The organism is Pseudomonas sp. URMO17WK12:I7, assembly GCF_003269045.1.
In the GTDB taxonomy this organism is placed as follows: domain Bacteria; phylum Pseudomonadota; class Gammaproteobacteria; order Pseudomonadales; family Pseudomonadaceae; genus Aquipseudomonas; species Aquipseudomonas putida_J.
Window position 1 is genome coordinate 144,757 of sequence record NZ_QLTL01000002.1, and the last position, 24,871, is coordinate 169,627.

The following is a 24,871-nucleotide window of genomic DNA, read 5'->3' on the forward strand; positions in this document are numbered from 1 at the left end:
ATAGCCCGGCCGGCAGTAGCCGCTTAAGGACCGACGTTCCAATGTTGACCATCGCGCTTTCCAAAGGCCGTATTCTCGACGATACCCTGCCATTGCTGGCCGAGGCCGGCATCGTGCCGACCGAGAACCCGGACAAGAGCCGCAAGCTGATCATCCCCACCACGCAGGACGACGTGCGCCTGCTGATCGTGCGTGCCACCGACGTGCCGACCTATGTCGAGCATGGTGCTGCCGACCTCGGTGTGGCTGGCAAGGACGTGCTGATGGAGTACGGCGGCCAGGGTCTGTATGAACCGCTGGACCTGCAGATTGCCCGCTGCAAGCTGATGACCGCTGGTGTGGTTGGTGCGCCCGAGCCCAAGGGTCGCCTGCGCGTCGCCACCAAGTTCGTCAACGTGGCCAAGCGTTATTACGCCGAACAAGGCCGCCAGGTCGACATCATCAAGCTGTATGGTTCGATGGAGCTGGCGCCCCTGATCAACCTCGCCGACAAGATCATCGACGTGGTCGACACCGGTAATACCCTGCGTGCCAACGGCCTGGAGCCCCAGGAACTGATCGCCACGATCAGTTCGCGCCTGGTGGTCAACAAGGCCTCCATGAAGATGCAGCACGCCCGCATCCAAAGCCTGATCGACACGCTGCGCAAAGCAGTCGAATCGCGACACCGCGGCTAAGACTCTCTACCTCCTGCGCGCGGCCTTCGCTGTCGCGCCCGTCTATCCGCGTCATAGCCACTTTTCTCGGGTGCCCGCGCGGATGGACTGGTAGCCTAGGGCGCCTGAGCATTCGCTAATAATCGAGGCCCTCGCCATGACCGTGTCCACTGCAATTGCCCGTCTCAACGCTGCTGATCCGGATTTCGCCCGACATCTGGATCATCTGCTGAGCTGGGAAAGTGTGTCCGATGACGCGGTCAACCAGCGCGTGCTCGACATCATCAAGGCCGTGCGTGAGCGCGGTGATGCCGCGCTGGTGGAATTCACCCAGCGTTTCGATGGCGTTGACACCACGTCCATCGACGACTTGATCCTCGGCCGCGAGCGCCTGGAGCTGGCCCTGACTCGCATCACCGACGCCCAGCGTGAAGCGCTGGAGAACGCCGCCAATCGCGTGCGCCTGTACCACGAGCGGCAGAAGCAGGACTCCTGGCAGTACACCGAAGCTGACGGCACCGTGCTCGGCCAGAAAGTCACCCCGCTGGACCGGGCCGGCCTGTACGTGCCGGGTGGCAAGGCGTCGTACCCGTCGTCGGTGCTGATGAACGCCATTCCGGCCAAGGTCGCTGGCGTTACCGAAGTGGTGATGGTGGTGCCGACCCCACGTGGCGAGGTCAATGAACTGGTGCTGGCCGCCGCCTGCATTGCCGGTGTCGACCGGGTGTTCACTGTTGGTGGTGCCCAGGCCGTTGCGGCCCTGGCTTATGGCACTGAAAGTGTGCCGCAGGTGGACAAGATTGTCGGCCCGGGCAATATCTACGTGGCCACCGCCAAGCGCCACGTGTTCGGCCAGGTCGGCATCGACATGATCGCTGGCCCTTCGGAAATCCTCGTGGTGTGCGACGGCCAGACTGACCCGGACTGGATCGCCATGGACCTGTTCTCCCAGGCCGAGCACGATGAAGACGCCCAGGCCATCCTGATCAGCCCGGATGCTGCGTTCCTCGACCGCGTGGCCGCGAGCATCGACAAGCTGCTGCCGACCATGGAGCGTGCCGAGATCATCGAGAAATCGATCAATGGCCGTGGTGCGCTGATCCAGGTGCGTGACATGCAGCAGGCCATCGAGGTGGCGAACCGCATTGCCCCTGAGCACCTGGAGCTGTCGGTCGCCGACCCGCAAGCCTGGTTGCCGCAGATCCGCCACGCCGGCGCGATCTTCATGGGCCGCCACACCAGCGAAGCGCTGGGCGACTACTGCGCCGGCCCCAACCACGTGCTGCCGACTTCCGGTACCGCGCGTTTCTCGTCGCCGCTGGGGGTGTATGACTTCCAGAAGCGCTCGTCGATCATCTTCTGCTCCGAGCAAGGCGCGTCCGAGCTCGGCCATACTGCCTCGGTCCTGGCCCGTGGCGAGTCGCTGACCGCCCACGCCCGTAGCGCTGAATACCGTATCCTGACCCAAGACAAGGGGAACTGAGCATGAGTCGATTCTGGAGCCCCTTCGTCAAGGCGTTGGTACCTTACGTGCCGGGCGAGCAGCCCAAAATGGCCCGCCTGGTGAAGCTGAACACCAACGAGAACCCGTATGGCCCGTCGCCCAAGGCGCTGGAGGCCATGCGCGCGGAACTGAACGACAACCTGCGCCTTTATCCGGACCCGAACAGTGACCGGCTCAAGCAGGCGGTGGCCGAGTACTACAATGTCACCCCGGCTCAGGTATTCGTCGGCAACGGCTCGGACGAGGTGCTGGCACACATATTCCACGGCTTGTTCCAGCACGACCGTGGTCCGCTGCTGTTCCCGGATGTCAGCTACAGCTTCTATCCGGTCTACTGCGGCCTGTACGGCATTCCATTCGAGCAGGTGGCACTGGACGAGCAGTTCCAGATCCGCATCGCCGACTACGCCAGGGCCAACGCCGGGATCATCTTCCCCAACCCTAACGCGCCAACCGGCTGCCTGCTGCCGCTGCAAGCGATAGAGCAGTTGCTGCAGGCCAACCGTGATTCGGTCGTGGTGGTGGATGAAGCCTACATCGACTTCGGTGGTGAGACGGCTATCAGCCTGGTGGACCGCTACGACAACCTGCTGGTGACCCAGACCCTGTCGAAATCGCGCTCGCTGGCCGGGCTGCGGGTTGGTCTGGCTGTCGGCCACCCGGACCTGATCGAAGCGCTGGAGCGGATCAAGAACAGCTTCAACTCCTATCCGTTGGACCGTATGGCCATCGTGGGTGCAGCGGCGGCGTTCGAAGATCAGGCCTACTTCGAGGAAACCTGCCGCAAGGTAATCGACAGCCGTGAAGCGCTGGTCGAGCAACTGGTGGCGAAGGGCTTCGAAGTGCTGCCATCGGCGGCCAACTTCATCTTCGCCCGCCATCCGCAACAGGATGCCGCGCAGCTGGCGGCGCGTCTGCGTGAGCAAGGGGTGATCGTGCGTCACTTCAAACAGGAGCGGATTGCCCAGTTCCTGCGTATTACCATTGGCACGCCAGAGATGAACCAGGCGTTGATCGATGCGCTGAACTGAGCATGGCGTACCGCAGGGGCGGGCGAGCTCGCTCCTGCAGACCATGCCGCGTATATCACTAGCGGCTTTGCTCGATGATGAATGGCTTGCTGACCGGCCGGGTTCGCACGGCTATCGGTGTGTCATCAAGCTCGAGCACATAGTCGCTGGCCTGGCGCATGCCCTGTGGATTAGTCCATTGCTGCAGGTAAGCCGGGACGTTTGCGACTATCTGGTCATTTTTGTGAATGATCACAGTGCCTTGTGAGTCGCTGTTCCACAACAGCTTGGCGTCACCTTCAATAGCCCGTGCTTTCCGTACGCCGGTGGTGCCCAGCAGCGGCGTGCCATCCAGTTTCCATTCCGGCAGCAGGTCGAGCCCCATGTGCCTGAGCACAGTCGAGGCCACCGACATTTGCGCCGCGTAGCCATACAAGTTGTTGGGCCCAGGATTGTCCTGCGGAATGCTCGGTTGGTTCAGTGCTGACAGTGGCCTGCTCGCTGGCCCGGCCGGTAATACCGCCCGCATAGGCCTTGCCGTAAAACAGGTGCTTCTGCAGGTTTGTGTCGCCGCCCAGTTTTTCATAGTGCTGCAACTATGCCGATGATCAGTGTCTTGGGTTGCGTTGGCGGTGGTCTCTGGTCGCAGCCTTTGGAAGACAGGCCGAGCAGCAGTATGGCTGCAACCCGTGCAACCAACCGCAGCACGTTGGAAGTGAGCATGAACGGGGCCTTGATGGAGTGGAGCCAAGCGTTGCAACAAGGCATTGAACTGGCAACTGGTAGCAATGCCAGTTGAATTGATGTCCGGAACGCGTTCCATTATGCTCGGGCAATTCATCGGATGATTGGTTGAATGAAATGAACAGTGAATTGACCAAGCGTTCATTGGTCGAGTTGGCCGTGGAGCGCATGCGTGAGCGGATTGTGCAAGGCGACTGGCAAGTCGGGCAGCGGCTACCGACCGAGCCGGTGCTGGCACTGGAGTTGGGCATTAGCCGCAACACTGTGCGCGAGGCCATGCGTGTGCTCGCATTCAGTGGCCTGGTGGAAATCCGCCAGGGTGACGGCAGTTACTTGCGTACATGCCAGGACCCGCTGCAGGCCGTGCAGGCGATGTCGCGCTGCACCCTGGAGCAGGCCCGCGAGACTCGGCACATCCTCGAAACCGAGGCGATCGGCCTTGCGGCATTGCGCCGTACCGACGAAGACCTGCAAGGCTTGCGTGCGGCACTGACCGGCAGTGCCGAGCACTTTCACGGTGATGTCGATGCCTATGTCAGTTGCGACCTGGTGTTCCACCAGCGGTTGATCGACGCCGCGCACAACCCGGCTCTGAGCGAGCTGTACCGTTACTTTTCCGGTGTGGTGGCCGCCGCGCTGCAACACAACATGGCGACCGTGCCGCGCAGCCAGGCGACTTTCGACCTGCACGGGCAGATCCTCGACGCCATCGAACAACGCGATCCGGAGCGGGCCAAGGCCCTGAGCCGGACCCTCATCGAATCCTGAAGACGAGAAGGCCATGGCTGAACCAATGACCCGAGACGCGCCTGCCCGCGAGCGAGACCTGGAAGAACTGCTGATCGACGCCGAAGCCGACGATGCCCAGGTGCAACAACAACCGCCGGCTCTGCGGCGGCCTTGGCTGTTGCTGCTGGGCCTTGTGCTGGTGGCGTTGAACCTGCGCCCGGCGTTGTCGAGCATGGCGCCTGTGCTTGGCCAGGTCGCTGCGGGGCTCGGCCTGAATGCCTCCGAGGCTGGCCTGCTGACCACCTTGCCGGTGCTCTGCCTGGGGCTGTTCGCACCGCTGGCGCCGGTCCTGGCGCGCCGCTTTGGCAGCGAGCGGGTGATCCTTGGCATCTTGCTTACCCTGGCGTTGGGTATCGTGGTGCGCAGCGCCCTGGGGGCTGCCGGCGTATTCATCGGCAGCGTGATGGCCGGGGCCAGCATCGGCATCATCGGCGTGCTGTTGCCGGGTATCGTCAAGCGCGACTTCCCGCAGCATGCGGGTACCCTGACCGGCGTCTATACCATGGCCCTGTGCCTGGGGGCGGCCATGGCGGCCGGGGCCACCGTGCCGCTGACCCAGCATTTCGATGACAACTGGGCCCTTGGCCTGGGCTTCTGGATGATACCGGCGCTGCTGGCCATGCTCATCTGGTTGCCGCAAGCGCGCCAGGGCCACGGCATGCACAAGGTCGCCTACCGGGTGCGCGGGCTTTGGCGTGATCCGCTGGCGTGGCAGGTAACGCTGTACATGGGGTTGCAGTCGTCACTGGCGTACATCGTCTTTGGCTGGTTGCCGTCGATTCTCATCGGCCGTGGCCTGAGCCCGACCGAGGCCGGCCTGGTGCTGTCCGGGTCGGTGATCGTGCAGCTGGTCAGCTCGCTGAGTGCCCCCTGGCTTGCCACCCGCGGCAAGGACCAGCGCCTGGCCATCGTGATCGTGATGCTGGTGACCTTGGCGGGCCTGTTCGGTTGCCTGTATGCACCTGTCGACGGGCTGTGGGGCTGGGCGGTGCTGTTGGGGCTGGGGCAGGGCGGTACCTTTGCCCTGGCGTTGACACTGATCGTGCTGCGCTCGAAGGATGCCCATGTGGCGGCGAACCTGTCGAGCATGGCCCAGGGTGTGGGTTATACCCTGGCGTCCATGGGCCCGTTTGCGGTCGGCCTGGTGCATGACGTGACCGGGGGCTGGGCGGCGGTGGGCTGGATTTTCGCTGTGCTTGGCGTCGGGGCGATCGTGTTTGGGCTGGGTGCTGGGCGGGCTATGCATGTGCAGGTGACCAGCGAAAAGCTCTGACATTGAGGGTGGCCTTACAGGCCTCTTCGCGGGCAAGCCCGCTCCCACAGGGATCGCGACGACCGTGGGAGCGGTCTTGCCCACGAAGAGGCCGGTACTGGCGTATGCAGGCGGGGCAGATTATCGTGCAACTTCCCATTCCCAGGACGGACCAGCCCCCATGAGCGACGCCAACCGTGACCTGATCACCCGCTTCTATCAGGCCTTTCAGCGCCTGGACGCCGAGGCCATGGTGGCCTGCTACAGCGACGACATCGTCTTCAGCGACCCGGTATTCGGCACCCTGCGCGGCCGCGATGCCGGCGACATGTGGCGCATGCTCACCACCCGTGCCAAGGATTTTTCGCTGACGTTCGACCAGGTCCAAGCCGACCAGCGCAGCGGCTGTGCCCACTGGGTTGCCACCTACCTGTTCAGCCAGACTGGCCGCACCGTGGTCAACGATATCCAGGCGCGCTTCGTCATGCGCGACGGGCTGATCTGCCAGCATGACGACAGCTTCGACCTGTGGCGCTGGTCACGTCAGGCACTGGGAACGCCAGGGCTGTTGCTGGGCTGGTCGCCAATGCTGCAGAACAAGGTGCGCCAGCAGGCTTTCAAAGGCCTGCGAGCGTTCCAGCAAGCGAGTTGAGCGGTTAAGCTGTCGGCCATGAGCATCGTCAACGAAGTCGCCCAAACCCCGCTGTGCAAACCTTGGTACGTGTATCTGGTAAGGGCTGCCAATGGCTCGCTGTACTGCGGTATCAGCGACGACCCGCAGCGGCGTTTCGCTGCCCACCAGAAAGGCCAGGGCGCCCGCTATTTCAAGACCAGCCCGGCCCAGGCGCTGGTCTATGTGGAGCAGTGGCCGGACAAGGGCGAAGCGCTGCGCCAGGAACGGCTTGTGAAGAAGTTGCGCAAGTCGGCCAAGGAGGCGCTGGTCGCCTCCTATGTGGCCGTCTGATCAGTCCTTGCGGCGCTTGAGCTGATCCACCAGCGTGGTCGGCAGGCCTTTGATGATCAGGGTGCCGGCGGCTTCGTCATACTCCACCTTATCACCCAGCAGGTGCGCCTCGAAGCTGATCGACAGGCCTTCGGCACGCCCGGTGAAGCGGCGGAACTGGTTGAGGGTGCGTTTGTCCGCAGGGATTTCCGGCGACAGGCCGTAGTCCTTGTTACGGATATGGTCGTAGAAGGCCTTTGGGCGGTCCTCGTCGATCAGGCTCGAAAGCTCTTCCAGGGTTACCGGTTCACCGAGCTTGGTCTGAGTGGTGGCGTACTCCACCAGGGTCTGGGTCTTCTCGCGGGCGGCTTCTTCCGGCAGGTCCTCGCTTTCGACGAAGTCACTGAAGGCCTTGAGCAGGGTGCGTGTCTCGCCCGGGCCGTCGACGCCTTCCTGGCAGCCGATGAAGTCGCGGAAGTAGTCCGACACCTTCTTGCCGTTCTTGCCCTTGATGAACGAGATGTACTGCTTGGAGTTCTGGTTGTTCTTCCACTCCGACAGGTTGATGCGCGCTGCCAGGTGCAGCTGGCCGAGGTCGAGGTGGCGCGACGGCGTCACGTCCAGTTCGGCGTTCACTGCCACGCCTTCGCTGTGGTGCAGCAGGGCGATGGCCAGGTAGTCGGTCATGCCTTGCTGGTAGTGCGCGAACAGGATGTGGCCGCCAGTCGAGAGGTTGGACTCTTCCATCAGCTTTTGCAGGTGCTCGACCGCCACCCGGCTGAACCCGGCGAAGTCTTTCTCGTCTTCCAGATACTGCTTCAGCCAGCCACTGAGCGGGTAGGCACCGGACTCGCCGTGGAAGAAGCCCCAGGCCTTGCCTTGCTTGGCGTTGTAGCTGTCGTTGAGGTCGGCCAGGAGGTTTTCGATGGCGTCCGATGCGCCCAGCTCGGTATCCCGTGCATGGAGCACGGCGGGGCTGCCATCGGGCTTCTTGTCGATCAGGTGAACGATGCAATGACGGATTGGCATGGAATTCTCGGTGAGTCTGGGGCGGCCGCAAGCCGCGCTGCAAAAGTCGTCCAGTTTACCCCAGACAACAGGCGCTGCAGTGGCCGGATGTTGGCAGAAATGCCGGTTGTTCGTTTTTTGTTCAAATTTGTGGGTTTTCGGCTAGAACCCCCGAAAAACCTGCACTAAATCGAAGCGGGTAGCGGATATTTATCCATTCCTGTGGTAGCTTTGCGCGGTCTTGCGCACCCTGTGTGGCGCATTGCTGGCAGCGTGTTCATGCCGTGTCGAACCAAACGTCGATTTACGCATCTACATGCGCGATTGGCGCGGCCCTCCAGTTCTCAGGGGCTGGCCCGATAACGTCGTAGAACGCTGCATAACCACTGAATTAGATAGGGAAGGAACACCACCATGGCATTGACCAAAGACCAACTGATTGCCGACATCGCTGAAGCCATCGACGCGCCAAAAACCACCGCTCGCAACGCGCTGGAGCAACTGGGCCAGATCGTTGCCGACCAACTGGAAAACGGCGCTGAAATCACCCTGCCAGGCATCGGCAAGCTGAAAGTCTCCGAGCGTCCTGCCCGTACCGGCCGCAACCCTTCGACTGGCGCTGCCATCGAAATCGCTGCCAAGAAAGTCGTCAAGTTCGTTCCGGCCAAGGGCCTGACCGACGCAGTCAACAAGTAATTCGTTGACGCATTGACGAAACCGCGCCCGGCTTGCCGGGGCGCGGTTTTTTCATGCCTGCGATTTACGCTGGGCGTGCCAGGCCTGGCGAGCCGCGGTGTCCTGGAAGCTCCAGGCGACCATGCGGCTCTGCTTCTGGCCCTGGCCCATCTCGGCGATGCGCACGGCCTTGGCGCCGGCCTTCTTCAGCGCCGCCTCGATGCCGGGCAGGTTGCTGGCCTTGGACACCAGGCTGGTGAACCACAGCACTTGCCGTGCGTATTGCGCGCTTTCGTCGACCAGTTGGGTGACGAAGCGGATCTCGCCGCCTTCACACCAAAGTTCGTTGTTCTGCCCGCCAAAGTTGAGCACTGGCAGCTTGCGTTTGGGGTCTTGCTTGCCGAGGTTCTTCCACTTGCGCTGGCTGCCACGGGTGGCTTCCTCGCGTGAGGCATGGAAGGGCGGGTTGCAGAGGGTCAGGTCGAAGCGTTCATCTTCTTGCAGCAGGCCGCTGAGGATGTGCTTGCGGTTGGCTTGCTGGCGCAGGCTGATGCCCTTGCTCAAACCGTTGGCCTGGACGATGGCCTTGGCCGAGGCCAGTGCAACCGGGTCGATGTCAGAGCCGAGGAAGCGCCACCGGTAATCGCTATGACCGAGCAACGGATAAATGCAGTTGGCGCCTACGCCAATGTCCAGTGCCCGAACCTGGGCGCCCCTGGGCACCTCGCCGGCATTGTCCTCGGCCAACAGGTCGGCGGCCACGTGGATGTAGTCGGCGCGGCCTGGGATCGGTGGGCACAGGTAATCGGCAGGGATATCCCAGTGCTGGATGCCGTATTGCGCCTTGAGCAACGCGCGGTTGAACACCCGCACGGCTTCTGGGTTGGCGAAGTCGATGCTGGGTTTGCCGTGGGGGTTGGTGAGGGTGAAGCGGGCCAGGTCAGGGTGGGCCTTGATCAGGCTGGGGAAGTCGTAGCGGCCCTGGTGGCGGTTGCGCGGGTGCAGGGTGGGTTTGTCGGTCATGGTCGGATCCGGTGTTGCAGCCGTGGTGCTGCTTAGCAGCCCTTTCGCGACACAAGGCCGCTCCTACAGGATAGCGGCGCCTCTAAAACCGGCACCGTCCCTGTAGGAGCGGCCTTGTGTCGCGAAAGGGCCGCACAGCGGCCCCATCGGTCTCTCTAGAAATTACAGCGCTGCAATCCGCGCATGCTGCTCGGTGAAGTTGGCCAGGGCCTGCTCGGACTCGGCCAGCTTGGCGCGCTCCTTCTCGATCACCGCAGGCGGTGCCTTGTCGACGAAGGCAGCGTTGGACAACTTGCCACCCACGCGCTGGACTTCACCCTGCAGACGCTGGATTTCCTTGTTCAGGCGAGCCAGTTCGGCGTCCTTGTCGATCAGGCCGGCCATTGGCACCAGTACCTGCAAGTCGCCAACCAGGGCGGTAGCCGACAGCGGTGCTTCGTCGGCGTCGCCGAGCACCGTGAACGATTCGACCTTGGCCAGCTTCTTCAGCAGGGCTTCGTTTTCCTGCAGGCGACGCTGGTCGTCGGCGTTGGCGTTCTTCAGGAACAGCGGCAGTGGCTTGCCCGGGCCGATGTTCATCTCGGCGCGGATGTTGCGCAGGCCGACCATCAGCTCTTTCAGCCACTCGATATCACCTTCGGCGGCGGCATCGATGCGGCTTTCATTGGCCACTGGCCATGGCTGCAGCATGATGGTCTTGCCTTCGATGCCGGCCAGCGGCGCGATGCGCTGCCAGATTTCTTCGGTGATGAACGGCATGAACGGGTGTGCCAGGCGCAGCGCCACTTCCAGCACGCGCACCAGGGTGCGACGGGTGCCACGGGCGCGCTCGACCGGGGCGTTCTCGTCCCACAGCACAGGCTTGGAGAGCTCCAGGTACCAGTCGCAGTACTGGTTCCAGATGAACTCGTACAGCGCCTGGCTGGCCAGGTCGAAACGGAACTGCTCGAGCTGGCGGGTCACTTCGGCTTCGGTGCGCTGCAGCTGCGAGATGATCCAGCGGTCGGCCAGCGACAGCTCGTAGGCTTCGCCGTTCTGGCCGCAGTCCTCGCCCTTGTCCAGCACGTAGCGGGCGGCGTTCCAGATCTTGTTGCAGAAGTTGCGGTAGCCTTCGACGCGGCCCATGTCGAACTTGATGTCGCGGCCGGTGGAGGCCAGCGAGCAGAAGGTGAAGCGCAGGGCGTCGGTGCCGTAGCTGGCGATACCTTCAGGGAACTCGGCCTTGGTCTGCTTGGCGATTTTCTCGGCAAGCTTGGGCTGCATCATGCCGCTGGTGCGTTTTTCCAGCAGGGCATCGAGGGTGATACCGTCGACGATGTCCAGCGGGTCCAGGACGTTGCCCTTGGACTTGGACATTTTCTGGCCCTGGCCATCGCGCACCAGGCCGTGCACGTAAACGGTCTTGAACGGTACCTGCGGGGTGCCGTCTTCGTTCTTGATCAGGTGCATGGTCAGCATGATCATGCGCGCAACCCAGAAGAAGATGATGTCGAAGCCGGTCACCAGCACATCGGTGGAGTGGAACTTCTTGAGGAACTCGGTCTGCTCCGGCCAGCCCAGGGTGGAGAAGGTCCACAGGCCCGAGCTGAACCAGGTGTCGAGCACGTCGTCGTCCTGGCGCAGGTTCACATCGCTGCCGAGGTTGTGCTTGGCGCGCACTTCTTCTTCATTGCGGCCGACATAGACCTGGCCAGCCTCGTCGTACCAGGCCGGGATGCGGTGGCCCCACCACAGCTGGCGGCTGATGCACCAGTCCTGGATGTCACGCATCCAGGAGAAGTACATGTTCTCGTACTGCTTGGGCACGAACTGGATGCGGCCATCTTCCACGGCTTCGATGGCGGGTTCTGCCAGCGGCTTGGTAGAGACGTACCACTGATCGGTCAGCCACGGCTCGATGACGGTGCCAGAGCGGTCGCCCTTCGGCACCTTCAGGGCGTGGTCGTCGATGCTGACCAGCAGGCCCTGGGCGTCCAGGTCGGCGACGATCTGCTTGCGCGCGACAAAGCGGTCGAGGCCGGCGTACTGGGCGGGCAGGCTGGTGTCGAACTGCTCGTTGACACTGCCGTCGAGGTTGAAGGCCTGGGCGGCAGACAGCACCAGCGCATTCTTGTCGAAGATGTTCAGTAGCGGCAGGTTGTGGCGCTTGCCGACTTCGTAGTCGTTGAAGTCGTGGGCCGGGGTGATCTTCACACAGCCAGTGCCGAATTCCGGATCGCAGTAGTCGTCGGCGATGATCGGGATGCGACGGCCGACCAACGGCAGCTCGACGAACTTGCCGATCAGTGCCTGGTAGCGCTCGTCGGTCGGGTTGACGGCAACGGCGGCGTCACCCAGCAGGGTTTCCGGGCGGGTGGTGGCAACCACCAGGTAGCCCTTGCCCTCGGCGGTCTTGGCGCCGTCGGCCAGCGGGTAGCGCAGGTTCCACAGGTGGCCCTTCTCGTCGTGGTTTTCCACTTCGAGGTCGGAGATGGCCGTGTGCAGTTTGGTGTCCCAGTTGACCAGGCGCTTGCCGCGGTAGATCAGGCCATCCTCGTGCAGGCGCACGAAGGCTTCCTTGACCGCCTCGGACAGGCCGTCGTCCATGGTGAAGCGCTCGCGGCTCCAGTCTACCGACGAGCCCAGGCGACGGATCTGGCGGCTGATGTTGCCACCGGATTGATCCTTCCATTCCCAGACCTTTTCCAGGAACGCTTCACGGCCCAGGTCGTGACGGTTCTGGCCCTTGGCCTCGAGCTGGCGCTCGACCAGCATCTGCGTGGCGATACCGGCGTGGTCGGTACCTGGCTGCCACAGGGTGTCGCGGCCTTGCATGCGGCGGAAACGGATCAGGGCGTCCATGATCGCGTTGTTGAAGCCGTGGCCCATGTGCAGGCTGCCGGTCACGTTCGGTGGCGGGATCATGATGGTGTAGGACTCACCTGCACCTTGTGGAGCGAAATAGTTCTCGGACTCCCAGGTGTTGTACCAGGAAGTTTCGATGGCGTGCGGCTGGTAGGTCTTATCCATGCGCGGCGGGACCCTGTGCATTTATTCGGGAAAGCCGGGAAGTATAACCAAGCTGGGGGCCGCAGGCGACAAGCTGCTGACAACTGTCGGAACAGTGGCGCCTGCTTCGCGGGCAAGCCCGCTCCCACAGGTGCAGCACAGTCTTCAGAATGGTGGTGATCCTGTGGGAGCGGGCTTGCCCGCGAAGCAGACGCCGCCGATTTTCAGGCTTACTCGGAACGTTTGATCAGGCGCTCGATCCGCGCATCCAGGCGGCGCTTGATTTCGTTCTCGATATGCGGGGTAAAGTCGTTGATCACGTCTTGCATGATCATCTGCGCCGCGGCGCGCAACTCGCTCTCCAGGTGCAGCAGGGTGTCCTGGCGGCGGGTTTGCGGATCATCCTCGGGCTCAGTTGCTGCGGGCTCGGCATCAGGTGCCGGCGCCGCGTTGCCTGCAGGCACGTCGAGCAACAGCGGAATCTGCTCGACCGTTTCGGTCAGCAGCGGCGGCTGCAGGTCGGCATCGCCGAGCAACTGGCGAATCGACTCCAGGTCGTCCAGCAGATGGGAGGAATCGGGTAGGGCGGAAGGCTTGTCCATCGTCGTTAAAGTCGCTGTAAGCGGTGGTCTTGCAGAGCATAGCCCTGTTCGCGGTAGAAACGGAACCGCTCGCGGGCCGATTGGCGAATGCCGGGCGCCTCGACAACGATCTCGGCAACCCGCTCGAACTGGCCAACGAAGCCCGGTACATCGGCACCCAGGTTGATCAGCAGGTCACGGTGCTCGCCGGCATCGTCCGCCAGGCCCAGGGCCACTGAGGCGTGCGCGTGCTCTTCCGCCAGGTCATGGGGCACGAAGGCTTCGCCCTTGAAGCGCCACAGGCGTTGATCCAGCTCGTTGCGCTGCTCGGCGTCCTGGCAGTGCAGGTAGACCCGGTGGCCGAGGCGCCAGGCCTTCTCACACAGCTTGCAGGCGAAATCCAGCCGCGCTGACAGCGAGTCGGTGGGCAGGATATAGAAATCGACTTTGCTCATGGTGTGCTCTGCCAGCCTGCGGCGCCCGGGGCGCCACAGGCCTCACGGCATCAGGCGCCAGCGCGGTCCAGCAGGTACTGGGTCAGCAGCGGGACCGGGCGACCGGTGGCGCCCTTGTCCTTGCCGCCGCTGATCCAGGCCGTGCCGGCGATGTCCATGTGCGCCCAGTTGTAAGCCTTGGCGAAACGCGACAGGAAGCAGCCTGCGGTGATGGTGCCGGCTTTCGGCCCGCCGATGTTGCCCATGTCGGCGAACGGGCTGTCCAGTTGCTCCTGGTACTCGTCGAACAGCGGCAGCTGCCAGGCGCGGTCGTCGGCGCGCTTGCCGGCGTCGAGCAGTTGGCCGACCAGTTCGTCATTGTTGCCCATCAGGCCTGAAGTGTGGCTGCCCAGGGCGACGATGCAGGCGCCGGTCAGGGTGGCGATGTCGATCACCGCCTGCGGCTTGAAGCGCTCGGCGTAGGTCAGGGTGTCGCACAGCACCAGGCGGCCTTCGGCGTCGGTGTTGAGGATTTCGACGGTCTGGCCACTCAGGGTGGTGACGATGTCTCCTGGGCGTGTGGCACCGCCGCTCGGCATGTTCTCGGCGCAAGCCAGCAGGCATACCAGGTTGATTGGCAGTTGCAGCTCGAGGACCGCACGCAGGGTGCCGAACACGCTGGCGGCGCCGCACATGTCGTATTTCATTTCATCCATGCCAGCGCCTGGCTTGAGGCTGATGCCGCCGGTATCGAAGGTGATGCCCTTGCCCACCAGTACGAACGGCTTGTCGGCCTTCTTGCCCCCCTGGTAGTTGAGCACGATCAGGCGCGGTGGCTGGTCGCTGCCCTGGCCCACGGCATAGAACGCGCCCATGCCCAGGTCCTTGATCTTCTTCTCATCCAGGACTTCGACCTTCAGGCCCTTGTGGGCCTTGCCCATGTCCTTGGCCTGCTCGGCCAGGTAGCTCGGGTGGCACAGGTTGGGCGGCAGGTTGCCGAGGTCGCGGGTGAAGGCCATGCCGGTGGCGATGGCGCTGGCGTGCTTGACGGCGCGTTCGACCTCGGCCAGGCCGGCCTTGTCGGCCAGCAGGGTGACTTTCTTCAGGGCGCGCGGCTCGGCCTTCTGGCTCTTGAAACGGTCGAACACGTATTCGCCGTCGAGCAAGGTCTCGGCCAGCAGGCGGTACTTGCCGTAATGAGCGTCGCGGTTGCTGACGGCGATATCGTCCAGTGCCAGCACGGCATCGCTGCCGTTCAGGCCCTTGAGCACGCCGGCCACGCTGGCGACCAGTTTGCGCCATGCGCGGTCACCGAGGGCTTCGTCCTTGCCGCTGCCGACCAGCAGCACGCGCTCGGCCTTCAGGCCCGTCAGGCTCTGCAGCAACAGGGTCTGGCCTGGTTTTCCGGCCAGGTCGCCGCGCTTGAGCACCGCACTGATAGCGCCTTCGCAGGCTTGGTCGATGGCCTTGGCGACAGTACCGAGCTTGCGCCCTTCACCGACCGCCACGACCAGTGTGGCGGTTTTTACGGATGCAGCAGCTACGCTTTTTACAACCAGTTCCATGTCAGGGTCCCCGAATGATCTATGCAGTTGGCGCTATGCGTTTTCGCGCTCTGGACGGGCCTGGCCGCGATGTCGCGCACCAGTGGAAAAGCTGCCAGTTTGAGCCTCTGGCAAGCGTGCTGACAAGCCCGATGTGGGCCTTCATGCGCAGCCAAGTGACAGGCGCCACCAATCACAGGATAATGCGCGCACTTTATATGGAGGTTCGCCTTTGGCGAACCAGCTTTGGTCCTGGCTGTCACAGGCCAATGTTTGGCAGTCCGCCCCTGACAACCCAGGAGTGTCTGGTTTGATCGTCTTTCGTTATCTGTCCCGCGAGGTCCTGGTGACCTTGAGCGCCGTCAGCGCCGTGCTGTTGGTAATCATCATGAGCGGGCGTTTCATCAAATACCTGGCCCAGGCGGCCCAGGGCATCCTCGATCCGGGCGTGCTGTTCCTGATCATGGGTTTCCGCATGCCAGGTTTCCTGCAGCTGATTCTGCCGCTAGGTCTGTTCCTCGGGATTCTCCTGGCATATGGCCGGCTGTACCTGGAAAGCGAAATGACCGTCCTTTCGGCGACCGGCATGAGCCAGCAGCGTCTGCTGGGGCTGACCATGGCGCCAGCTGCGCTGGTCGCATTGCTGGTCGCCTGGCTGAGCCTGAGCCTGTCACCCTTGGGCGTAGCTCAGGTGCAGAAGATCATTGCCCAACAGGATGCCATGACGGAGTTCGACACCTTGGTGCCGGGCCGCTTCCAGACTTTGCGCGACGGTTCACGGGTCACCTACACCGAGCAGCTGTCCGACGACCGCGTCAAGCTGGCCGGGGTGTTCATTTCCGAGAAGCGCTTCAATCAGGACAAGACCAAGGACCGTGCTCCTTCGGTACTGGTCGCCGAGAAAGGCCATCAGGAAATACAGGCCGATGGCAATCGCTATCTGGTGCTGGAGAACGGCTACCGCTACGACGGTAACCCGGGCCAGGCGGACTACCGTGCCATCAAGTACGACACCTACGGTGTATTGCTGCCAAAGCCGGAAGTCGCCGAGGAAGTGACCGATCGCGAAGCGATCCCGACCCTTGAGCTGTTCAGCAAGACCGACCTGCGCGAGCGTGCCGAGTTGCAATGGCGCCTGTCGCTGCCGATCCTGGTGTTCATCGTGACCTTGATGGCGGTGCCGCTGGCCAGGGTCAATCCACGCCAGGGCCGCTTCCTCAAGCTGCTGCCGGCGATTCTTCTGTACATGGCTTACCTGACAATGCTGATTTCCGTACGCGGCGCCCTTGAGAAGGGCAAGTTGCCGATTGGCCTGGGCATCTGGTGGGTGCACGGCCTGTTCCTGCTGATCGGCCTGGCCCTGATGTACTGGGAACCGCTGCGCCTGAAAATGGCTGCCCGTCGTGCGGAGGTGGCCCATGGCTAAGCTCGACCGCTATATCGGCCAGAGCGTGCTGCTGGCCATTCTGGCCGTGCTGGGGATCATTCTCGGCCTGGCCTCGCTGTTCGCCTTCATCGACGAGATGGGCGAACTGAGCGACACCTACACCTTGCTGGATGCGGGTAATTTCGTCCTGCTGACTGCGCCTCGGCGCCTGTACGAAATGCTGCCGATGGCGGCGCTGATCGGCTGCCTGATCGGTCTCGGCAGCCTGGCCAGCAACAGTGAGCTGACCATCATGCGTGCCGCCGGTGTCTCCATCGGCCGCATCGTCTGGGCGGTGATGAAACCGATGCTGGTGCTGATGGTGGTCGGCCTGCTGATTGGTGAATACGTCGCCCCGGTCACCGAGAACAAGGCCCAGGCCGACCGTTCGCTGGCCCAGGGTGGTGGTGAAGCGCAAAGCTCCAAGCATGGCATGTGGCACCGCCAGGGCGAGGAGTTCGTGCACATCAACTCCGTGCAGCCCAATGGCTTGCTGCTGGGCGTGACTCGCTACCGCTTCGACAACGAGCGCAAGATCCAGACTTCGAGCTTTGCCCGTCGCGCCCAGTACACCGATGACCACTGGACACTCAGCGATATCAGCACCACTCACTTCCGCGGTGACCATACCGAAGTGGTGACGGCGCCGAGCGAGCTCTGGGACGTTTCGCTGACACCGCAACTGCTCAATACGGTGATCATGGCCCCCGAGTCGCTGTCGATCACCGGGCTGTGGGACTACATCCACTACCTGTCCGACCAGGGCCTGAACAACGCGCGCTACTGGCTGGCGTTCTGGACCAAGGTGCTGCAGCCGATGGTGACCGCCGCCCTGGTACTGATGGCGATTTCCTTCATCTTCGGCCCCCTGCGTTCGGTAACCCTTGGCCAGCGCGTGTTCACCGGTGTGCTGGTGGGCTTCGTGTTCCGCATTGGCCAGGACCTGCTGGGCCCGTCGAGCCAGGTGTTCGGGTTCCCGCCGCTGCTGGCGGTGGTGATCCCGGCGGGTATCTGTGCCGTGGCCGGCCTTTGGTTGTTGCGCCGGGCTGGATGATGAGCTGACGCAAAAGAAAAAGCCGACCCCGGGGTCGGCTTTTTTGTGCCTACTTTTTCTGCTTGGGCACCCGCACCAGCTGGGTTTCCGAATAGATGTCATGCCAGCCGCGTTGGCGTTTGTCGATCAGCGACCAGAAGAACCCAAGCCCCAGGCACAGCCAGGAGGCAATCGACACCACGAAACGCAACAGTGCCTGCCACAGGCTGATCGCGCTGCCATCAGCGTTCTGCACGCGCACGCCCCACACCTGCATGCCAAGGGTCTGGCCGCCATGGGTCCAGAATTTGGCAAAGAAGCCGAACAGGGCGAACAGCAGAATGGTCGAGAGCAGCGGGTCGCCATCCAGCGCCCCGGCCTCGGTCAGTTCACGCATGCGGGCTTCGCCGATGATCGCCATCTGGATCATCTTGTAGGCCCCTGCGGTGACGATCAGCAGTGCGGTACACAACAGGAAGTCGTAGAACATCGCCGCCAGGCGTCGGCCCAGGCCGACTGGTGGGAAATCACCCTGGGGGGAGAGCAGAGGCTTGGGCATGCAGAACAGCTCCGAATGGCGAAGCCGCTATTCTACGTGCAAAAAAAAGCCCCTGCACATGGCAGGGGCTTTGGGGAGTCGGGCTTGTGCTTAGACAGGCTGGACTTTGTCAGCCTGCATGCCTTTTTGGCCTTGGACTGCTTCGAAGGTGACCTTCTGGCCTTCTTTCAGGCTCTTGAAGCCGTTACCTTCGATGGCACGGAAGTGTACGAACAGATCCGGACCGCTTTCTGGGGTGATGAAACCGTAACCTTTTTCGTCATTGAACCACTTGACGGTACCGTTCTGACGCTCAGCCATTGTCTTATTTCCTATGAAGCTTGAATTTTGATGACAGTTTCTTTCACGTTATATAAGTGTGAAAGAGTACTGGGCTGGGTTGCAGGAAAGTAAGAGACGTCGAACGGGTTGTAGCAAATTTCGGCTACTGGCCCAGGTCACGAACTGTTGCGACCCATGCAAACACAGTGCAGTGACTCTACGCCAACTCCCGAGAAAAAAACAAGCCCTTGGTCGTATGGAAAATTGGCGTTTTGCCGAGAACCGACAGATTTGTCGGAAACGGCATGGTGCCTGGCCTGGCGCCATGTTCAAAAGTTATTGGGCAGGTTCGAAATCGAATATCTGCAACCTGCCCGCAAACCTCAGACCCTACCTTCAACCACGATAGTAACGCTGTGGAACGAAAGGCATTTTGCTGACTTTCAAGGCAACCTTCTTGCCACGCACCAAGGCAAACAGTGCAGTGTCGAGTGCACTGTGTTCGATATCGACATAGCCCATTGCAACAGGGGCGCCGAGTGTCGGGCCGAAACCGCCACTGCACACTTTGCCAACAGTTTTATCGAACGCATCAACAATATCCGCACCTTCGCGCACGGGGGTACGCTCTTGCGGCAACAAACCCACTCGTTTGCGCGCTACACCTTGTTGCTGTTGAGCGAATACCGCCTCGGCGCCCGGGAAGCCACCGGCGCGGCTACCGTCGGCGCGACGAACCTTGGACACTGCCCAGAGCAGGCTGGCTTCGATTGGCGTGGTGCTGGTGTCCATGTCGTGGCCATACAGGCACAGGCCGGCTTCCAGGCGCAAGGAGTCGCGCGCACCCAGGCCGATAGGCTGCACCTCAGGCTCGGCAAGCAGGCGACGGGCCAGGGCTTCGGCTGCGCCAGTCGGCACCGAGATCTCATAGCCGTCTTCGCCGGTATAGCCCGAGCGGCTGACGAAGCAGTCTTCACCCAGCAGTTTGACCGGGCGGAACTGCATGAAAGTCATGCTTGCCACTTCTGGTGCCAGGCGCTCCAGCACCTTGACTGCAGCCGGGCCTTGCAGGGCGAGCAGGGCACGTGCCTCGAACAAGGGCTGCACTTCACAACGGCTGCCGATGTGTGCCTGCAGGTGGGCCAGGTCCTGGTCCTTGCAGGCCGCGTTGACCACCAGGAACAGGGTGTCGTCACCGAGGTTGGCGACCATCAGGTCGTCGAGGATGCCGCCTTGCTCGTTGGTGAACATGGCGTAACGCTGCATGCCGACTGGCAGGTCGATGATGTCCACGGGCACCAGGGACTCCAGGGCCTTGGCTGCATCGGCGCCACGCAGGACGATCTGGCCCATGTGCGAGACGTCGAACAGGCCAGCCTGTTCGCGGGTGTGCAGGTGCTCCTTGAGCACGCCCAGCGGGTACTGCACCGGCATGTCGAAGCCGGCGAACGGCACCATGCGCGCGCCCAGTTCAAGGTGCAGGGCGTGCAGCGGGGTCTTTTGCAGTGTTTCGGACATCGATGACTCCTTGGTTTGTTATCGGGTCAACATTCGATGATGTTGACGGCCAGACCGCCGCGGGCGGTCTCCTTGTATTTACTTTTCATGTCGGCGCCGGTCTGGCGCATGGTGCGGATCACCTTGTCGAGCGACACGTAGTGTTGCCCGTCACCGCGCAACGCCATGCGTACGGCGTTGATGGCTTTCACCGAGCCCATGGCGTTGCGTTCGATGCAGGGCACCTGAACCAGGCCACCAATCGGGTCGCAGGTCAGGCCGAGGTTGTGTTCCATGCCGATTTCAGCGGCGTTTTCCACTTGCTGCGGGGTGCCGCCCATCACTTCGCAAAGCGCCCCCGCGGCCATCGAGCAGGCCACGCCGACCTCGCCCTGGCAGCCGACTTCAGCCCCGGAAATCGAGGCGTTTTCCTTGTACAGGATGCCGATGGCGGCAGCGGTGAGCAGAAAACGCACCACCCCGTCTTCGCTGGCACCCGGGACGAAGCGCATGTAGTAATGCAACACCGCCGGAACGATGCCCGCCGCGCCATTGGTGGGCGCGGTGACCACGCGCCCGCCGTAGGCGTTTTCCTCGTTTACTGCCAGGGCGTAGAGGTTGACCCAGTCGAGCACCGACAGTGCGTCGCGCAGGCTGGCCTCCGGATGGCGGCTGAGTTGACGGTACAGCGCCGGGGCGCGGCGCTTGACCTTGAGCCCGCCGGGCAGGATGCCTTCGTGCCGGTAGCCGGCTTCGACGCAGTCTTGCATCACCTGCCAGATGTGCAGCAACCCGCTGCGTGTTTCGCTTTCCGGGCGCCAGGCGGCCTCGTTGGCCAGCATCACCTGGCTGACCGGCAGGTGCTGCGCGGTGCAGTGGCCGAGCAGTTCCTTGGCGGTTTTGAACGGGTAGGTCAGCACGGTGCTGTCCTCGACGATGCGGTCCTGGCCGGCGGCGTCCTCGTCCACCACGAAACCGCCACCCACCGAGTAGTATTCCCTGCTGCGGATTTGCAATCCGGCTGCATCGAACGCACGAAAGATCATGCCGTTGGGGTGATAGGCCAAGGGCTTGCGGATCATCGCCAGGTGCTGCTTTTCGTTGAAGGCAATGGTCTGCTCACCGAGCAGGCTGAGCTGGCCGCTAGTGCGGATGGCCTGCAGGCGGGCGGGAATGGATTCGGTATCGACGGTATCAGGGTGCTCGCCTTCCAGGCCGAGCAATACCGCCTTGTCGCTGCCGTGGCCTTTTCCGGTGGCGCCGAGCGAGCCGTACAGCTCGGCCTTGACGCAAACGGTGCTGGCCAGCAGGCCATCGCGGCGCAGCCCTTCGGCGAAGCGCGCGGCGGCGCGCATCGGGCCGACTGTGTGGGAGCTGGAGGGGCCGATGCCGATCTTGAACAGGTCGAAGACGCTCAGTGACATGGTGACCTCCTACCAGGTTGTTTGGGCGGACACTTGTCCCTGTGGGAGCGGGTTCACCCGCGAAGGCGGAGGTGAAGCCACTGTCGCATTCGCGGGTAAACCCGCTCCCACAGGTTATGTGTCAATCCTGGGGCTATCAGGCGTCCTGATAGCTCTCGATCGACGGGCAGGCGCACACCAGGTTGCGGTCGCCGAACACGTTGTCGACCCGGCCGACCGGCGGCCAGTACTTGCTCTCCACCAGGCTCGGCAGCGGGTACACCGCCTGCTCGCGGCTATAGCCATGGGCCCATTCGCCAACCAGCTCGGCCGCAGTGTGCGGGGCGTTCTTCAGCGGGTTGTCGTCCTTGTCCAGGCTGCCGTTCTCCACCGCGCGAATCTCTTCGCGGATCTGGATCATCGCGTCGCAGAAGCGGTCCAGTTCTTCCTTTGACTCGCTTTCGGTCGGTTCGATCATCAGCGTGCCGGCCACCGGGAACGACATGGTCGGCGCATGGAAACCGAAGTCGATCAGGCGCTTGGCCACGTCATCGACGCTGATGCCGCTGGTGTCCTTGAGCGGGCGCAGGTCGAGGATGCATTCGTGGGCGACCAGGCCATTGCCACCGGTGTACAGGACAGGATAGTGCTCTTCCAGGCGGCGGGCGATGTAGTTGGCGTTGAGGATTGCCATCTGCGAAGCACGCTTGAGGCCGGCGCCACCCATCATGCGAATGTACATCCAGGTGATCGGCAGAATGCTGGCGCTGCCGAACGGTGCGGCGCACACCGCGCCCTCGGTGTTTTCGAGCGCAGCATGGCCCGGCAGGAACGGCGCCAGGTGCGACTTGACGCCGATCGGGCCGACGCCCGGGCCGCCACCGCCATGCGGGATGCAGAATGTCTTGTGCAGGTTCAGGTGCGACACGTCGCCACCGAACTTGCCCGGTGCACAGAGACCGACCATGGCATTCATGTTGGCGCCATCGATGTACACCTGGCCGCCGTTGTCATGGATGATCGCGCAGATCTCGCCGATCGCTTCCTCGAACACGCCGTGGGTCGACGGGTAGGTGATCATGATCGCGGCCAGGCGCTCGCGGTGTTCGATGGCCTTGGCGCGCAGGTCCTCGACATCGACGTTGCCGCGGGCGTCGCACGCAGTGACCACCACGCGCATGCCGGCCATGTGTGCGGTCGCCGGGTTGGTGCCGTGGGCCGAAGACGGGATCAGGCAGATGTCGCGGTGGCCTTCGCCACGGCTGCGGTGGTAGGCACGAATGGCCAAGAGGCCTGCGTATTCACCCTGGGAGCCGGCGTTGGGTTGCAGCGACACGGCGTCGTAGCCGGTGGCGGCGCAGAGCATGGCCTCCAGCTCGGTGGTCATCTGCAGGTAGCCCTGGCTTTGTTCGGCCGGAGCGAACGGGTGCAGGTTGCCGAACTCGGCCCAGGTCACCGGGATCATTTCGCTGGCAGCGTTGAGCTTCATGGTGCACGAGCCCAGCGGAATCATGCTGCGGTCCAGCGCCAGGTCCTTGTCGGCCAGGCGGCGCAGGTAGCGCATCAGCTCGGTTTCGCTGTGGTAGCGGTTGAACACCGGGTGTTCGAGGATGGCCGACTGGCGCAGCAGGGCGGCTGGCAGGCGCGAGCCGGTGCTGGCGGCCAGGGCAGCGAAGTCAGGCTGGGCCTGGCCAGCGCCGAGCAGTTGCCAGAGGGCTTCGACGTCGGCCTGGGTGCTGGTTTCGTCGAGCGACATGCCCAGGTGAGCGGCGTCGATCTGGCGCAGGTTGATGCGCAGGGTGCGGGCCTTGTCATGCAGGCTTGCAGTGGCGCCGCCGGTGGCCAGGGTCAGGGTGTCGAAGGCGGTTTCGCCAACCACTTCGAGCCCCAGGGTTTTCAGGCCGGCAGCCAGAATCGCGGTCAGCGCGTGGGTGCGTTCGGCAATGCGCTTGAGGCCTGCCGGGCCGTGGTACACGGCGAACATGCTGGCGATGTTGGCCAGCAGCACCTGGGCGGTGCAGATGTTGCTGGTGGCCTTCTCGCGGCGAATGTGCTGTTCGCGGGTCTGCATGGCCAGGCGCAGGGCGGTCTTGCCGAAGCGGTCGATCGACACGCCGACCAGGCGGCCCGGCATGTCGCGCTTGAAGGCATCGCGGGTAGCGAAATAGGCCGCGTGCGGGCCACCAAAGCCCAGTGGCACGCCGAAGCGCTGGGCGCTGCCGATGGCCACATCGGCGTCGAACTCGCCCGGCGGGGTCAGCAGGGTCAGGGCCAGCAGGTCGGCGGCAACGGCGACCAGGGCGTTGGCTGCGTGGAAGCGCGCGACGACTTCACGGTAGTCGAACACTTCGCCATTGCTGGCCGGGTACTGCAGCAGGGCGCCGAAGAAGGCGCTGACATCGCCCAGTTCACGCTCGTCGCCCACCACGATCTCGATGCCCAGCGGTTCGGCACGGGTGCGCAGCACGTCGAGGGTTTGCGGGTGGCAGTGCACGGAGGCGAAGAAGGCGTGGCTGGCCTTGTTCTTCGACAGGCGCTTGCAGAAGGTCATGGCTTCGGCAGCGGCTGTGGCTTCGTCGAGCAAGGATGCGTTGGCGATGGGCAGGCCGGTGAGGTCGCTGATCAGGGTCTGGAAGTTCAGCAGCGCTTCCAGGCGACCCTGGGAAATTTCTGGCTGGTACGGGGTGTAGGCGGTGTACCAGGCCGGGTTTTCCAGCAGGTTGCGCAGGATCGGCGCCGGAGTGTGGGTGTTGTAGTAGCCCTGGCCGATGAAGCTCTTGAACAGAGCGTTCTTGCTGGCGATGGCCTTGAGTGCAGCAAGGGCATAGGCTTCGCTCTGGCCATCTTCCGAGCCAAGCACGCTGGTGCCTTTGATGCTGTCAGGGATGACCGCAGCGGTCATGGCGTCCAGCGAGTCGAAGCCCAGGGTGGCGAGCATGGCTTGCTCGTCGGCGGCGCGGGGGCCGATGTGACGGGCGATGAATTCGTTGGCGGTGCCGAGGTTGATGGTCATGGTCGAATTCCTCAGGCGTCGTCGTTGGCTTTGATCAGGCGGTCATAGGCGTCCTGGTCGAGCAGGGCGGTGACTTCGCTCATGTCGGCAGGGATGAAGCGGAAGAACCAGCCTTCGCCCAGCGGGTCTTCGTTGACCCGCTCTGGGCTGTCGTTGAGGCCGTCGTTGACGGCGACCACTTCACCGGTCAGGGGCATGTACACGCCGCTGGCGGCTTTCACCGATTCGACGGTGGAGGCTTCGGCGCCTTTGTCGTACGCCTGCAGCTCAGGCAGTTGCACATAGACCACATCGCCAAGGGCGTTCTGGGCGTAGGCGGTGATGCCCACGGTGACGCTGCCATCGGCTTCGACGCGCAGCCATTCGTGATCTTCAGTGAAACGCAACTCGCTCATGGGGAATCCTCGGGAAGCAGGGCGTTGGGCGCGGTGCGTCCGCGCTCTTGGGGTTGGGATTCCCTTTGCAATAATGCGGCCATACGTAAAAAAACGTTATAAAACAATGAGTTGTATATTTTTCTCAACGGTT

General features: G+C 63.1%; 23 protein-coding genes. 10 read left to right on the plus strand and 13 right to left on the minus strand.

Annotation, left to right across the window (positions count from 1 at the left end):
• Nucleotides 1-41: 41 nt before the first annotated feature.
• From hisG to hisC, 3 genes are all read left to right on the plus strand, one after another.
• Nucleotides 42-677 carry an ATP phosphoribosyltransferase gene (gene hisG, locus H040_RS02860; RefSeq protein ID WP_027920204.1) on the plus strand — a complete coding sequence of 212 codons (636 nt, stop codon included), beginning with the start codon at nt 42-44 and terminating at the stop codon, nt 675-677.
• A 136-nt stretch (nt 678-813) separates the two neighbouring features.
• Nucleotides 814-2,139, plus strand: coding sequence for a histidinol dehydrogenase (gene hisD, locus H040_RS02865; RefSeq protein ID WP_027920203.1), 1,326 nt, complete (start codon nt 814-816; stop codon nt 2,137-2,139).
• A 2-nt stretch (nt 2,140-2,141) separates the two neighbouring features.
• Entirely contained in the window at nt 2,142-3,191 is a 1,050-nt protein-coding gene (gene hisC, locus H040_RS02870) for a histidinol-phosphate transaminase (protein ID WP_027920202.1), read from the plus strand.
• A gap of 58 nt (nt 3,192-3,249) precedes the next feature.
• Here hisC and H040_RS02875 read toward each other — a convergent pair whose 3' ends face one another.
• Nucleotides 3,250-3,756 carry a hypothetical protein gene (locus tag H040_RS02875; RefSeq protein WP_146746752.1) on the minus strand — a complete coding sequence of 169 codons (507 nt, stop codon included), beginning with the start codon at nt 3,754-3,756 and terminating at the stop codon, nt 3,250-3,252.
• 275 nt (nt 3,757-4,031) lie between these two features.
• Here H040_RS02875 and H040_RS02880 point away from each other — a divergent pair, with 275 nt between their 5' ends.
• The 4 genes from H040_RS02880 to H040_RS02895 all read left to right on the plus strand — a co-directional run bounded on the left by H040_RS02880 (nt 4,032) and on the right by H040_RS02895 (nt 6,919).
• Complete coding sequence (locus tag H040_RS02880) at nt 4,032-4,682, plus strand: FadR/GntR family transcriptional regulator (protein WP_027920200.1); 651 nt, start codon at nt 4,032-4,034, stop codon at nt 4,680-4,682.
• 13 nt (nt 4,683-4,695) lie between these two features.
• Nucleotides 4,696-5,976 (plus strand): CynX/NimT family MFS transporter, encoded by a 1,281-nt coding sequence (locus H040_RS02885; protein ID WP_027920199.1) that lies wholly within the window; start codon nt 4,696-4,698, stop codon nt 5,974-5,976.
• Between the two features lie 160 nt (nt 5,977-6,136).
• The gene (locus H040_RS02890; RefSeq protein ID WP_027920198.1) at nt 6,137-6,607 is read left to right on the plus strand and encodes a nuclear transport factor 2 family protein; all 471 of its coding nucleotides are present in this window, start codon (nt 6,137-6,139) and stop codon (nt 6,605-6,607) included.
• 18 nt (nt 6,608-6,625) lie between these two features.
• Nucleotides 6,626-6,919 (plus strand): GIY-YIG nuclease family protein, encoded by a 294-nt coding sequence (locus tag H040_RS02895; RefSeq protein WP_033696509.1) that lies wholly within the window; start codon nt 6,626-6,628, stop codon nt 6,917-6,919.
• On the opposite strand, the gene yejK is transcribed toward H040_RS02895, so the two are convergent.
• Nucleotides 6,920-7,927 carry a nucleoid-associated protein YejK gene (gene yejK, locus H040_RS02900; protein ID WP_027920196.1) on the minus strand — a complete coding sequence of 336 codons (1,008 nt, stop codon included), beginning with the start codon at nt 7,925-7,927 and terminating at the stop codon, nt 6,920-6,922.
• Between the two features lie 393 nt (nt 7,928-8,320).
• On the opposite strand from yejK, the gene H040_RS02905 reads away from it, so the two are divergent.
• Nucleotides 8,321-8,602 carry an HU family DNA-binding protein gene (locus H040_RS02905; protein ID WP_027920195.1) on the plus strand — a complete coding sequence of 94 codons (282 nt, stop codon included), beginning with the start codon at nt 8,321-8,323 and terminating at the stop codon, nt 8,600-8,602.
• A gap of 51 nt (nt 8,603-8,653) precedes the next feature.
• Here the strand turns inward: H040_RS02905 and rlmF are convergent, their stop codons facing one another.
• The 5 genes from rlmF to H040_RS02930 form a co-directional block, all read right to left on the minus strand.
• A complete protein-coding gene (gene rlmF / locus H040_RS02910; RefSeq protein ID WP_027920194.1) occupies nt 8,654-9,604 on the minus strand; it encodes a 23S rRNA (adenine(1618)-N(6))-methyltransferase RlmF in 951 nt (316 codons plus the stop codon).
• A 162-nt stretch (nt 9,605-9,766) separates the two neighbouring features.
• A complete protein-coding gene (locus tag H040_RS02915) occupies nt 9,767-12,613 on the minus strand; it encodes a valine--tRNA ligase (protein ID WP_027920193.1) in 2,847 nt (948 codons plus the stop codon).
• A gap of 209 nt (nt 12,614-12,822) precedes the next feature.
• The gene (locus H040_RS02920; protein WP_027920192.1) at nt 12,823-13,194 is read right to left on the minus strand and encodes a hypothetical protein; all 372 of its coding nucleotides are present in this window, start codon (nt 13,192-13,194) and stop codon (nt 12,823-12,825) included.
• A 5-nt stretch (nt 13,195-13,199) separates the two neighbouring features.
• Nucleotides 13,200-13,628 carry a DNA polymerase III subunit chi gene (locus H040_RS02925; RefSeq protein WP_027920191.1) on the minus strand — a complete coding sequence of 143 codons (429 nt, stop codon included), beginning with the start codon at nt 13,626-13,628 and terminating at the stop codon, nt 13,200-13,202.
• A gap of 50 nt (nt 13,629-13,678) precedes the next feature.
• Nucleotides 13,679-15,172 carry a leucyl aminopeptidase gene (locus tag H040_RS02930; protein ID WP_027920190.1) on the minus strand — a complete coding sequence of 498 codons (1,494 nt, stop codon included), beginning with the start codon at nt 15,170-15,172 and terminating at the stop codon, nt 13,679-13,681.
• A gap of 289 nt (nt 15,173-15,461) precedes the next feature.
• Between H040_RS02930 and lptF the strand changes: the two genes are divergently transcribed.
• Together lptF and lptG are read left to right on the plus strand one after the other, a co-directional pair.
• Nucleotides 15,462-16,577 (plus strand): LPS export ABC transporter permease LptF, encoded by a 1,116-nt coding sequence (lptF, locus tag H040_RS02940; protein WP_027920189.1) that lies wholly within the window; start codon nt 15,462-15,464, stop codon nt 16,575-16,577.
• Nucleotides 16,570-17,631: an LPS export ABC transporter permease LptG gene (lptG, locus tag H040_RS02945; RefSeq protein ID WP_027920188.1), complete on the plus strand. Its 1,062-nt coding sequence runs from the start codon at nt 16,570-16,572 to the stop codon at nt 17,629-17,631. Before lptF ends, lptG begins: the two co-directional genes overlap by 8 nt.
• A 49-nt stretch (nt 17,632-17,680) precedes the next feature.
• On the opposite strand, the gene H040_RS02950 is transcribed toward lptG, so the two are convergent.
• From H040_RS02950 to gcvH, 6 genes are all read right to left on the minus strand, one after another.
• Nucleotides 17,681-18,169, minus strand: coding sequence for an RDD family protein (locus H040_RS02950; protein ID WP_027920187.1), 489 nt, complete (start codon nt 18,167-18,169; stop codon nt 17,681-17,683).
• 90 nt (nt 18,170-18,259) lie between these two features.
• Nucleotides 18,260-18,469: a cold-shock protein gene (locus tag H040_RS02955; protein WP_016392187.1), complete on the minus strand. Its 210-nt coding sequence runs from the start codon at nt 18,467-18,469 to the stop codon at nt 18,260-18,262.
• Between the two features lie 357 nt (nt 18,470-18,826).
• Nucleotides 18,827-19,948 carry a glycine cleavage system aminomethyltransferase GcvT gene (gcvT, locus tag H040_RS02960; RefSeq protein ID WP_027920186.1) on the minus strand — a complete coding sequence of 374 codons (1,122 nt, stop codon included), beginning with the start codon at nt 19,946-19,948 and terminating at the stop codon, nt 18,827-18,829.
• 26 nt (nt 19,949-19,974) lie between these two features.
• Complete coding sequence (locus H040_RS02965; protein WP_027920185.1) at nt 19,975-21,351, minus strand: L-serine ammonia-lyase; 1,377 nt, start codon at nt 21,349-21,351, stop codon at nt 19,975-19,977.
• A 136-nt stretch (nt 21,352-21,487) separates the two neighbouring features.
• Nucleotides 21,488-24,343, minus strand: a complete 2,856-nt coding sequence (gene gcvP / locus H040_RS02970) for an aminomethyl-transferring glycine dehydrogenase (RefSeq protein WP_027920184.1) — start codon at nt 24,341-24,343, stop codon at nt 21,488-21,490.
• 11 nt (nt 24,344-24,354) lie between these two features.
• A complete protein-coding gene (gcvH, locus tag H040_RS02975; RefSeq protein ID WP_027920183.1) occupies nt 24,355-24,738 on the minus strand; it encodes a glycine cleavage system protein GcvH in 384 nt (127 codons plus the stop codon).
• Between the last annotated feature and the right edge of the window lie 133 nt (nt 24,739-24,871).